A 12,325-nucleotide genomic window follows, 5' to 3' on the forward strand; every position below is an offset into this window, starting at 1 on the left:
CCTATCGCCGGACTGAAGGCAGCGATACCCGATCGCTGCCGAAATCGCGAATCTTTAAGGCGACGCAGTTCCCGCCGTCTAACGCGTCTCCGCTATCGCGTCCGCCATCTCGTCGACCGTCTTCTTAAAGTGTGCCGGATCATGCAGAGCGGCCTTCGCCGCTTCTGTCCATTCTGATCTTGTCGACATCCATCCGACCATCCTCCCGGCATCGATCCCGCGGTTTCGGACGAGATAGGGTGACAAGATCTTATCCGGCACCGAGTCGCGCAGTAAGTCGGCGCTCTCTGGATGGATCATTTCAAACACCCGCCAAGCTCGGTAAACGGCAACCAGTTCTCCATCCTCTGCAAGCTTGGACAACAGTTCGAGGATTGGCCCAGGCGGTGTGATTTGTGTCTCCGAGCCTTTGTCGGCGCCAGCTTCCGCTACACGCGTGGGCTGCTCAATTCCGGTTGCGGAGAGCGCCACGGCGAGCGCTTCCACTGCCTCGTCTCCGACGCCAGCGAAATACTGTGCGCGGTCGGTGAACCCTCTGGCCGCGTGCGCAGCGACCTCGTCTCTGTCCGCCGGCAGGACCCGCAGGATGCCATCTTGGTATTCAAATATGCCGGCCGCCACGAGAGAGGCGAAATCCTTCTCGAACCGAGGATGCTCCGCATCGACCCCGAAAAGATCTGCCGTGTCGCCGGAAACGACGAGCGCTAAGGTGTCCGGCTCGAGCTGTGGGATCAATATCTTGCTGCCTCTTCCTCCGAGCAAGAGAGAGACGACCATCGATTCCCGCAACCGCTGTCCGGGACTGGAGCCGGGCCGAAGCAGAGCGGACTTGGTTCGGTGAATGACAGACGACGAAAACACGTAGGGCGCGACGGCGCGGTAATAGTTGTGCGAGAGTCCTTCGCCGTCAATTGTCTCCAGTTTCCCATCATCCAACCAAAACAATACGGGTATCCAGCATGGCTGGGGCAGAAACGCGATCAGCCTGCGGCGAAACGCGCCAGGATCGACGGGTCGATCCGACCCTGCCAACGATCTGCTGAGGTCGTGCCAATCTCGAAAGCCGCCTGCGATCGCGGCGGCCTTCTGGCAGCGATTAAGCGGAAAAATGATCCCGCTATCGTCAAACAACGATTTGAGATTCTTGGCGAATTTCTTTGCGCCTTCGAGCGTCGAGAACATGCGAGCGTCCTTCATCTCGGCCGGGTCAAGACGCGCTGCTCGTCTCATCGGCCGAAAGAGGGGAAGCGGTCGCGAGAGCTGATGATTGAGTAGTCGTTGGACCAAAAGTCCTTTGCCAGGGCAGCGGCCTAGCCGACGGAGGCGGCATGAGTCGAATCTAGAGCCGTGCGCCGAAATTTTCAACAATTAGCGCGAATTGTCCCGTGATCTTTGCTCGTCCGGGATTCGCTTCCAAGGAAGACCTTCGCTCTGCGACTCTGCCGGATTCTAGACCTCACTCCGGACTGTCCGTCCCCATTCGAGCAATCGCGGCAATGTGCGACGGGCCAAGGAAGGCATCGGTTGCCAGTAGGATTGTCTCGCGATGCGTCTTGCTCACAAGGCCCGCAATGCATTTTGAACGATCGAAATAACCGTGCTGCCCGGCATTCGGCCAGTGGTTGGCAATCGTTCGGCTAAAGCTAGCACTGCGCGCCACACGTCGGTGTTATCCATTGCGATGCATGCTTGTTCAGCTTGCTCTGCGAAGAGCCTTGTTGCCTCTGATCCGTTCAAGCCGATCCTTTGACAAGTCTCGATGACGGTCTGACGGTCATCGCTGCACCCGTAATCATGCCAAACCAAATGAAAGGAAGCGTCTATAAATTTCGCTTGTGCCGCCGCCCCAGCAGTAAGCTCAAAAACTCGCACGCTCGCCCATTCCAATGGATCGATGCCCATATACGAAAATAGCTTGCGCCATTGCTCCACCGTCCACCGGGTGCCTTCCCTTATGCCTGCGCGCTCCCCGAACTCCTTAAGGCCCGGCATATTAAGGGGCAGCTCGAACACGGAGCAGTGTGGAGTGCCCTCCTCCATTTCGATCCACCGGATCGCGTTTTCATTGGTGACGCCTACGCGACCTATCGATAAAACGCGGGCAACTGCATGGCCGGCCTCATGGACGGCTATATCTCTCTTCGTACCCCCACCAAAATCCATTGCTCGCCTCCAATGACCGGATCATTGTAAACTAAACGTACAATAAGTATCGCTCCAGGAATCCCCGCGTTCGGATCACGAAAAGCCACGCGATTTGCCCGGTCACAGTTGCCACACAATGGTCGGTCTTAGCCTAGTGGCAATGTCGAATTTCCCAGCATGAAAGCGAACAATCCAGATTGGACCGCGCCGCGCACTAACCAGGATTGGCGCGATGACGAATTGATGCTGGCAGTTGCCTGGCTGAAGTCGTTCGTTCCTCGCAAAGAGATGGAGCAGAGGCTGGACGTCGCGAAGACCAATCTTCTTGCTGCCCAAGACCGCATGCGCGCCGGCATAATGGGACCGTTGTATGACCCGGTAGATACGGCCGCTTGGTACATACTGCAGGCAGAGACCTTTGCCACCGACCGGGCCCTGTGGACGCCTGAGGGCACAATGCGAGTTGTGCCCTTCCTTACGCGCATCGGCAAAGAGCTGAAACTTCTGCTCAGCGTGAAGGGGGTCGAAGAGCGAGCGGCTCGCATGATGTTACAGGAGAGACGCCAACCTGACAGCAGCATTTTCGAGATGCTCGTCGCCCTTGCCTACCGACGCAGAGGTTGGAGACGGGTCGAGTTCGTGCCGGAAACTCCCGGGCGCGGACGAACCCCGGACCTGCACGTTTTCAGGACAGGAAGCCGCTGGGCGGCAGAGTGCAAGCGCCTGATGCCTTCAACCTACGCCGCGAACGAGAAGTTGCGGGGCACGCGGCTTGCACAACCCATCCATCAACTATGCCTGGAGCTAGGCGAATCCGTCATTGTCGAGGTGAAGTACCAAGTCGAGCTGCGCGAAGTCGCGGACGACTATCTCGTGCGACACGTGAGACAGACCATCGAGCGGCGATCGCTGGCACCTTGGAAGGACGAGGTGGCGACCGGAAGAGTGCGACCCATAAACTGGACGTTGCTTCGGCGAATTCTCGCAAAAGACTACGTCTATTTTGATGGAAGTCGGATGATCGAACTTCTGGCCGGACACTATGATCATTCGGCCGATCACAGCATGGCAGCCAAATGGCGTCCGGCGCCTTTGAGGCCCACATATGCCGACGCTGTTTACCAAGCGAGCGTGGTCAGCTGGGTCAGTGAATCCGAAGTTGCCGTACGTCAAAAGGCGCGTCACTTTCGTAGCACCATCGCCAACGCAGAGCGTCAGCTTCCGAGCGACCGTCCGGGGGTAATTCACGTTGGCGTCGAGAGCTCGGCGGGACCGGAAGTTGATTTCGCTCGTCACTTCTTCAACACGATGCAAGCCAGAACTTTTGCGCCGGCGACCTCACGCCTCAGATGGGTTTACGCAAACTATTTTGTTCCGGAAGCAACCACGCGAGAGAACGAGACGTGGGCGATCACTGAGACGATGGTGCCATACAAGATCGGACATCATCGAACGCATTGGCCACTGCCCGACCACATGTTGGTCACGCCCGAGAACGAAAGCGAAAGCGGGGTACATTGGCATCCGATCGCAGCAGCGAATTCGAACCAAGAATAGTCTCAGAGCCAACTCTCGCACTTTCTGACCGCGATTCGCTCTGCGCGTCACGTTGGCTAGAACAGAGAGCTAATCGGATCACTGATTTAGTGTGGCGGAGTTCGCCGATGTTCGCTGGCGCTTATTCGACGGATATTCGACGACTTTTCGGGCCAAGCTGTAAGTCTTTGAAATTTCTGGCGCTCCCTAGGGGAATCGAACCCCTGTTTCAGCCTTGAGAGGGTAAAGTCGATCCGCTTGATGATCATCATCGTTGAGAGTCCTGCGATGGAGCTTACGGACGTCAGGCCCGGCTCGTTTGCATAAGCAGGCGTTACCGCACCAGTTTCGCACCAGAAACGACCCAGCCAAAGCACAACGAACGCGATCAGATTCAAACAAATAGCCAGCAAAATCAACGAAGCCAATCGCTATCCCGCCGCTCATAACGGTCTGGTTGCAGGTTCGAGTCCTGCCGGGCCCACCACGCTTCGCCCTGCGGGCTACGCGTGGCGCAGCCGAGCAGCGGCCCGAAGGGCGAAGCGTGGTGTCCGGCGTAGCTGAGCGCAGCGGAAGCGAAGACGGACTGTTGAGGCGAGTTCGGCCAAGCAGGCCAACGCTACAGATCAAAGTAAGCATGCGAAGGCTGCCGCCCCGGAGCTGACGGTCGAAAGCCGTTCGTGCTTGCAACTCCAAGGACCTTCTCGATAAATTCGCGACCATGACCACCTTTGCTGAAGCCCCGGAGAAAGCGGCTCGTAGGCTACGGTGGCTGCCCCTTATTGCAGCTATCGCCACGGTTACGACTGCGACCCCCCTTGCTTGGGACAGTAAGAACTTCGGCACGTTTCTGTTTGTCATCTCAGTCTACTTGCCTGCGGTGGCATTAGTTGGCCTCGGCCTTTGCATCTGGGCAGGAGTCGAGAGGAAATCACCCCGAGCGCGTCCGATCGTACTCTCGCTGGTGGTCATGCTCGCGCTGATCGGCGGAACATTTTGGGCAGTGCCGTCGGCGAAGGATGAACTTCGGTTTCTGACTTGGTCTCTCACTCACAACGACGCACTGCGAGCGTTCGCCGACAGGGACTCGGTTGTGCTGGATTGGGAAAGCTGGGGGATGGCAGGCATGGAGAACGACGCTTACCTCGTCTCGAACCCGAGCGATAACCTCACCCAAGACGGCGGAGTTTCGGAATGGCTCCGCCACGTCGGATCAAGTTGCGAAATCGTTGCTTCGAAGCGGATGCGTCGTGGAGTCTTTATCGTCACGACTCACAATTGTCCGCTCCGATGAACAACGGCCAAGCGAGAAAGTCAGATCACGAGCCGGAGCTGAGCACCACCATCGCGAGGCGAACCATTGCAAGCTTCCGACACGCCTGCTGGCTGCGGCGCCGCTATCAAGCCCGAACACCAACTTTCGGCGCTGAGAGGTCCTTGAGTCGTCACGGTCGGTCTGCATCGGCCTTTCGGGATCCACGAAGGGATCGATTGCGCGTCCGTTCATTCGATGGTGCACTCTCGATCTTTCGCGAGCAGTCGAAAGCGCTCCCCGCTCGTTCAAGGTGAAACCAGCCGCTTGCGGACAGCATACCGAACCAGCTCGGCGGTGGAGGACATCCTGAGCTTGCGCATGGCCGAGGCGCGGTGGGTCTCGACCGTCTTGACGCTCAGATTCAGGATCGCGCTTATCGACCTGTTGGTGTGCCCCTCTGCGATCAGCTGGACCACGCTCTCCTCGCGCGAGGTCAGCAGCATGTCGGCCCGGTTCTGCTTGTTCGCCTGGTAGTCGCGGAGCAGCTTCTCCAGCAGAACACTCGTGAAGTAGGGTCTGCCGTCGAGCAGCGCTTCGACCGCGGAAATGAGATGGTTGCGAGCGTCGGACTTGAACAGGAAGCCGCGGATTCCGGCCAGAATGGCCTCTGTCAGCAACTCCTCGCTTTCATGCATCGTGAGGATAAGCACCTCGGTTTGAACGTGAAGCGCTCTGAGGCGGCGGCTGACCTCCAGGCCGTTGATGATCGGCATGGAATAATCGACGATCACGATGTCTGGCCTGGTTTCCAGCGCAAGCGTGACCGCCTGCTCACCATTGGTCGCCTCGCCGCTCACGATCCAGTTGGACCGCGTTTCAACAATCGCACGAAGTCCGGAACGCACGATTTCATGGTCGTCCGCAATCAAGATGCGTTTCACGGGTCGTTCCCGTTTGCCTACCCTCGGCCAAGCCAGGTGGACTAGAGCGGTCATCGGCCGTCAGGTCGAACGATCATACGGCGTCCCACAAGAACGGTTATCCAGCAAAACCCTGAGAGATGCAGGCGAAGGTACTGACAGCCACGGATCGCCACGGCTTGCGATCAGGCCTCGACGAGTCCGCTCCGCACCGCGTATCGCACGAGGCCCGCCGTCGAGTTTACCTCCAGCTTGCGCATCGCCGCTGCACGATGTGCCTCCGTCGTCTTAACGCTCAGGTCGAGGATCGCGCTAATTCCCTTGTTGCTGTAGCCCTCGGCAACCAGCTTGACGACGAGCTGCTCGCGCGCGGTCAGCCCATGGTGGTGTCGTTCGCCGTGGGGGCCCGGCTCGCCGTCGTATTCGACAATGCTATTCGTACAGAAGAACGGCCTATGCATCAGCAGCGACTCGACAGCCGCCAGCAGCAGCTTGTTCGCATCAGACTTCACCAAGAAAGCGCGGGCGCCGGCCTCGAACGCCTGCTGCGCTATCAGACCCGAATTGTGCACGGTGAAGATCAGGATCTCGGTTTGCAGCCGATAGTCCCTCATACGCCGCGCCACCTCCACGCCGGTCATCCTCGGCATCGAGAAATCCAGGATGGCGACGTGGGGCTGGCTCTGGATCGCCGCGGCGACCGCCTTGCCTCCGTCAGTGGCCTCGGCCACCACTTCCCAGTCCGCCCGCTGTTCGAGGACCGCCCGCAAACCCGATCGCACCGCTTCGTGATCGTCGGCTATGAGGATACGTTTCATGCAGCACACTCCCTATTCTTGACGGCGGTTCGGGTCACACTTTCGACCCGCCGCCGCTGGCTAGTGTTCTTTCGCTGATTGTGTGCCGGTATCGGCCCTCGTATTGGTCGTGGTCCTTCGTCGATTGCGCCGATTCACTGCAAGGACGTGCGGGAAGACCGCGGACAGAACGGTACCGGAATGCGGCGCCATCCCGCTGGACTGGATGGCCAACGTACCTCCGATCCCGTGCAGTCTTGCTCGCATCGCGGGAATTCCGACGCCGCTCGATAGCGTCCCGGCACCCGGCCTGCCAGGGTGGGGAAGACCGCGTCCATTGTCGCTGATCATCAATTGGAAACGACTGTCGACAACATCGATGACGATTGCCACCTCCGTCGCTTTTGCGTGACGGAAGACGTTCGTCAGAGCCTCCTGAACAACGCGCAGCAGCGAGCGTTGGGCCTCATAAGGTAACCCATCGACCTCCGGCACGATGTTCACCCTCACATGCAACGAGGTGCGCGCCGCGAACCCTTCCGCGTAGCCTTCGATCGTGGCCTTCAATCCGTCACCCGTCAGATCCCGCGGATGCAGCAGATAGGCAAAAGCCCGGAGCTCCCGGAGCGCTTCATCAATCGACGCGTCGATTTCGTCGCAGATCCGTTCGGCGGCTTGTGTGCCGTCAAGCTGGCCGCGGATCCGCATCAAGCCGAGACTCGCGGCAATCAGATGTTGACAGGTCGAATCGTGGAGATCGGAAGCGATCCGCTGCTGAATGCTCTCCTGAAGCGACAGCAGGCCAGCTTCGACATCCAGCCCGTTCCCCCATGTGGTGGGGTCCTCGAAGCGAACGTCGCGCGCCTCGCGATGGCAGCCGATCAACCGGACGACACCGCGGGTCGCGGGATCCAGGATCGGCGTGACCGTCGTTTCCTTCGTGCGGGATGAACCACCAAACGCCAGCCGCTGCCGGATCCTGATCTCAGCCTTCTCCGCGAGGCTCGCCCGAAGTGCTTCGCAGACAGATCTCGCGTCATCCGCGCTCAGGCAATCGGATACATCCATGTCGAGCACGTCTCGCGACGATACGCCGAGCCGGGACTCGAATGCCGGATTGATGCTCTCGTAGACGAAATGTCCGCAAAAGGAGGGGCGCGCGACGAAGAGGAGATCTGCAGAAGAGTTCCAGTAAAGCTCCTCGGTCGATGGTTGCAAACCTACGCGCAGCCAGCGCTTGGGACTGGTTTGCCTCGACTCTCTGGCGGGGGAGCCATGTGGCTTCACTGTACTACTCACTCTATTCCGGCGACTCCCGATATTGGCCACGACGACAATAGCGGGGTCTCTCCCCACCCTGCCGGCGAGAAATCCTCCACCGAATTCGGAATAGCGCACCTGCGGGGTCAATCAACTATACACCCAGCGAACCGCTCATTCAACATGAGGTAGTATTCGTGAGGGATTGAAATCTTGGCCTTCGTCAAGGGCCGCCGAATCTCAAATCCGATGCAATAGAGAGTAAAAATGGCGATGCGCGGCGAACGAGCCCGAATGGCATCGTCGCGCCGCCATTCCGTGGTCGCCGGGCGTCCTCCACCGTTCCCCCGCCTAATGCGCTGACAGGTTCGCCAGGGCTATCGGCTACTGCTCGTGTCCGACTTCTTCTTTCTGGTCGCCTTCGCGGGCGGTGCCGCCGGGGCCGGCGCAATTGCGAGCGGGTGAGATGGTTGCTCCAGACGGCGCGTCGCGGCATCATCCCGAAGTGCATCGGTATCGAGTCGATGGCTACGATCGACCGCATCGCGAGGATCGGCCAGCACGACCGTCGTCATCATGCTTGAGATGATGAGGCAGGTCAGCATTAGAAGGCGTCTTGCCGGCATCTCTCGAGCACCTCTAAAAGGCAAAGTCCAGGCGAGGCCCGATCCGAACGTCCCTGTATCGCCGCAGCGGGACGTTCGAGGTTCGTGCCTCGTAGAGCACGGTCGTCGTGAGCGACACGTTGTTGGCAACGTTGTACTTCAGGCCGAGGTCAACCGAATAGAGCTGATCCTGGCGACCGGTATTGAGTCCATCGGTGAACCAATAGGCTTCGAACAGGGGCGTACTGACGATCGACCATCTGGGATCAAGCTTGACCTCGATTCCGAGCACGGCGTCAAAGCGCCAGCGGCGCGCCTCGGCCAGATCGGAGAAACGGTAGGTCAAAAGCACTAGTGGCGAGAACGTCGCGTTGCCAACGCGGAAATCGCGCGCGACTGAGCCCATCACGTCGTGGGACGTGAAGGCGAGATCGCGGTAGATGCCATCGAAATCATATCGATTTTCGTAAATGCCAGACAAGCGCCAGCCGTCCCAGTTCTCGGTCAGACGCGCGCCCATACGCGCGACGGCGAAATTGCCGTCCTTTTCCCGCGAAAAGGCTTCGTATTGAGCCCGCGCATAGAGCCGGTATGACAGATCGTTGGTGAGGTTCCCGTCAAGCCTGACGCTCACGTCTGGCGCGTAATAGACGTCGGACCTGCGGTTATCGCGGGTGAAGAGCGCGTTGTCGGTGAAAGTCGGCGAGATGGAACCAACGACGCTCCAGGACGGGGCTTGGTAATAAGGAACCGCGTAGGAGGATGTAGCGGCTCCGCTCGATTTGAAGTCAGTGAGATCGAGGTCCGCCGCCCAAGCCGTACTACTGCCGAGCAGTGCGGCAACCGGCAGAAAAAATCCAGACGGTCGCATAGGTCCCCTCCGATGCTGCAGCCGGACACCGGGATTCGTGTCACACTGCGCGCCGATTGTGGCGTGTTAATGTTCAGATGATAAATCACAGGTTGATCTGGGTCGATTCCTCCGCCGGCTAGTAGTCGACCGGATCCCTGGTAATCGGGCAGGTCATGCAGTGACCACCGCCGCGGCCGCGGCCGAGCTCCGCGCCGACGATGGTAATCACTTCGATTCCCTCCTTGCGCAGCAGCGTATTGGTGTAGGTGTTGCGATCGTAGGCGAAGACGACGCCTGGAGAGGCGCAGACCAGATTGGCACCGCTGTCCCACTGAGTTCGCTCTCGCAGATAGGCGTTGCCGCCGGTCTCCACGACGCGGAGCTTCTTCAGGCCGAGCGCTTCAGCTACGACGTCCACGAAAGGCTTCTCGTCCTTCCGCAGCTCGATACCAGCGGAATTGTCCGCCGGCCGGTAGGAGTACGCCGTGATGTTATTGACGATATCGGGGTAAAGCAGCACGCAATCCCGATCGGCGAACGTGAAGACCGTGTCGAGATGCATCGCCGCACGCAGCTTGGGCATGGCCGCCACGATGACGCGCTCGGCGGCCTTTTTCCTGAAAAGAGCGGCGGCAAGCTGGCTGATCGCCTGTCTCGATGTCCGTTCGCTCAATCCGATCAGGACGTTTCCCTTCCCGATCGGCATCACATCGCCACCTTCCAGAGTGGCAAGGCCGTGATCCTGAGTCGGATCGCCCCACCAGACGTGGACCTTGCCGGCGAAATCCGGATGGAACTTGTAAATGGCGGCGGCGAGGATCGGCTCCTCGTGACGCGCCGGCCAGAACAGCGAATTCAACGTCACGCCGCCATAGATCCAGCAGGTGGTATCGCGCGTGTACAGCGTGTTCGGAAGTGGCGGCAGCAGATACTCGGTCATGCCGGCCGCCTCCCGGATCAGCCGGAGCATTTCACCGCCATGTGCGTCGGGGAAATCGTGGGTCGACAATCCGCCGATCAGGGTTTCCGCCAGCGCGCGGGGGGCGAGGCTTTCCAGATAGCCGCGGAGCTCGTCAATCAGGCCGAGACCGACCTGGTTTGGGACCACCTGATTGTCGAGGATCCATCGCCTCGCCTCCGGGATGGCGACGGTGTCCGCGAGCAGATTGTGCATCTCGACGACCTCGATGCCGCGGTCGCGCATCTTCTGCACGAAGTCGAAATGGTCGCGCTTGGCATTGTCGACCCACAGGACGTCGTCGAACAGCAGCGTGTCGCAATTGGTCGGAGTGAGACGCTGGTGAGCGCGGCCCGGCGAGCAGACCATTACCTTGCGCAACTGACCGACTTCCGAATGAACGCCAAAAGGAAGCGCTCCGTTTGATGTCTGTTGTGTCATGAGCGCAACCTCCGCAATCGATCCGCCTAGATCGTGATGTAGCCGGTGGCGAGGCCGTGAATGCCGACGGCCGCGCCGATCGCAGCCACGATGAAGATGCCCCACTCCACCGGTGCAAAAATCCGCGCCTTCTGTTGGACCCGCGCCCAGACATACAGCGCCGTGCCGGGCACGTAGAGCAGCGCGGATAGCAGCAGGTATTTCATTCCGGCCGCGTAGATCAGGAAGAGTGTGTAGATGACGGCGATGCCGGTGAAGATCAGATCTCGTCTGTGCTCGCCCGCGCTCTTCTCGTACGTCTCGCCGCGCTTCACCAGCAGCAATCCGTAGGCGGCGACCAGGAAGAACGGAATGAGGTTCATGACGCTCGTGAGATTGAGCATCAGCGAGAAGGCATCACGGGACCAGTAGGTGCTGATGACGAAGAGCTGCACCACGATATTGGTCAGCCAGAGCGCGGCAGCCGGTACCTTGTTGGCGTTTTCGGTACCGAACACGCGCGGCATGTCCCGGGTCCGACCGGCCGCGGAGAGCACTTCGGCGCAGATCAGCGACCAGGCGAGATAGGCGCCGAGCACCGAGACCAGGAGCCCGATGCTGACGAAGACGGCACCCCAATGTCCGACCACTGCCTCCAGCACCGTGGCCATTGACGGTTGCCGCATGTCTGCAATCTCCGCACGCGGCAGCACGGCATAAGGCAGCATGGTGACGAGCACCATCAGGCTCGTGACGACCAGGAAGCCCATGATCGTCGCCGCGCCGACGTCGGACCGCTCCTTGGCGTAGCGGGAATAGACGCTGGCCCCCTCGATCCCGAGAAAGACGAACACCGTGACCAGCATGGTCGCGCGGATCTGCTCGAAGAGTCCCGTGTCCGGCATGCCCTCGCCGCCCCAGAAATTGGCACGGAACAGGTCGGCCTTGAAGGCAAGGATCAGGATGACGATGAAGATCAGGATCGGCACGATCTTGGCGATGGTGACGATCGTATTGATCGCGGCGGCCTGCTGCACCCCGCGCAGGATCATGAAGTGGAACAGCCAGATCCCGATCGAGGCTACGACGATCGCGATGACCGTATTGCCGTCGCCGAACACGGGAAAGAACGCGCCCAGGGTCGATTTGATGAGGACCCAGTAGGACACGTTGCCGATGCAACTTCCCATCCAGTAACCGAGCGCCGACAGGAAGCCGGGATAGTCGCCAAAGCCCTCTTTCGCATAGGCATAAACACCGGCATCCAGACCAGGCTTGCGCTCGGCCAGAGACTGGAACACGCGCGCCATGGTGTACATGCCACCGCCTGCGATGCACCAGGCGAGGATGGCGCCGAAGGGACCGGTTGCGGTGCCGAAGGTTCTGGGCAGCGAGAAGATGCCGGAGCCGACCATGGAGCCGACGACCATTCCCGTCAGTGCGAACAATGAGAGCTTCTGGGCCGATGTCGTCGCAGTCATTGAATGGCCTCGAAGAGCGAGCGAAGACCGACGCCGTCATCGATGTCTCGAACGATGCGTTGCCGACCTCCTTATTGCGAGATCGAACCATGCGC

Annotated in this window: 11 protein-coding genes; 2 read left to right on the top strand and 9 right to left on the bottom strand. The window is 59.8% G+C overall.

Features of this window, described 5'->3' with window-relative positions:
* Positions 1–78: 78 nt before the first annotated feature.
* On the bottom strand, positions 79–1,182 hold the full coding sequence (locus ACTEK7_RS22720) for a hypothetical protein (RefSeq protein WP_225128672.1): 1,104 nt from the start codon (positions 1,180–1,182) through the stop codon (positions 79–81).
* A gap of 375 nt (positions 1,183–1,557) precedes the next feature.
* The gene (locus ACTEK7_RS22725) at positions 1,558–2,163 is read right to left on the bottom strand and encodes a hypothetical protein (RefSeq protein ID WP_225128673.1); all 606 of its coding nucleotides are present in this window, start codon (positions 2,161–2,163) and stop codon (positions 1,558–1,560) included.
* 159 nt (positions 2,164–2,322) lie between these two features.
* Between ACTEK7_RS22725 and ACTEK7_RS22730 the strand changes: the two genes are divergently transcribed.
* Entirely contained in the window at positions 2,323–3,702 is a 1,380-nt protein-coding gene (locus ACTEK7_RS22730) for a hypothetical protein (RefSeq protein WP_225128674.1), read from the top strand.
* 700 nt (positions 3,703–4,402) lie between these two features.
* On the top strand, positions 4,403–4,975 hold the full coding sequence (locus tag ACTEK7_RS22735; protein WP_225144730.1) for a hypothetical protein: 573 nt from the start codon (positions 4,403–4,405) through the stop codon (positions 4,973–4,975).
* Between the two features lie 266 nt (positions 4,976–5,241).
* Here ACTEK7_RS22735 and ACTEK7_RS22740 read toward each other — a convergent pair whose 3' ends face one another.
* The 7 genes from ACTEK7_RS22740 to ACTEK7_RS22770 all read right to left on the bottom strand — a co-directional run bounded on the left by ACTEK7_RS22740 (position 5,242) and on the right by ACTEK7_RS22770 (position 12,230).
* Entirely contained in the window at positions 5,242–5,877 is a 636-nt protein-coding gene (locus ACTEK7_RS22740) for a response regulator (RefSeq protein ID WP_036035698.1), read from the bottom strand.
* A 164-nt stretch (positions 5,878–6,041) separates the two neighbouring features.
* Positions 6,042–6,674, bottom strand: a complete 633-nt coding sequence (locus tag ACTEK7_RS22745) for a response regulator (RefSeq protein WP_057026149.1) — start codon at positions 6,672–6,674, stop codon at positions 6,042–6,044.
* A gap of 60 nt (positions 6,675–6,734) precedes the next feature.
* Entirely contained in the window at positions 6,735–7,871 is a 1,137-nt protein-coding gene (locus tag ACTEK7_RS22750; protein ID WP_225144729.1) for a sensor histidine kinase, read from the bottom strand.
* A gap of 419 nt (positions 7,872–8,290) precedes the next feature.
* Complete coding sequence (locus tag ACTEK7_RS22755) at positions 8,291–8,518, bottom strand: hypothetical protein (protein WP_141697668.1); 228 nt, start codon at positions 8,516–8,518, stop codon at positions 8,291–8,293.
* A 34-nt stretch (positions 8,519–8,552) separates the two neighbouring features.
* Positions 8,553–9,389: an outer membrane beta-barrel protein gene (locus ACTEK7_RS22760; protein ID WP_036011475.1), complete on the bottom strand. Its 837-nt coding sequence runs from the start codon at positions 9,387–9,389 to the stop codon at positions 8,553–8,555.
* Between the two features lie 118 nt (positions 9,390–9,507).
* The gene (arcA, locus tag ACTEK7_RS22765) at positions 9,508–10,770 is read right to left on the bottom strand and encodes an arginine deiminase (protein WP_225144728.1); all 1,263 of its coding nucleotides are present in this window, start codon (positions 10,768–10,770) and stop codon (positions 9,508–9,510) included.
* A 26-nt stretch (positions 10,771–10,796) separates the two neighbouring features.
* Positions 10,797–12,230, bottom strand: a complete 1,434-nt coding sequence (locus ACTEK7_RS22770; RefSeq protein WP_036011479.1) for a basic amino acid/polyamine antiporter — start codon at positions 12,228–12,230, stop codon at positions 10,797–10,799.
* Between the last annotated feature and the right edge of the window lie 95 nt (positions 12,231–12,325).

The sequence above is a fragment of the Bradyrhizobium sp. JHI2711 genome (assembly GCF_056156565.1).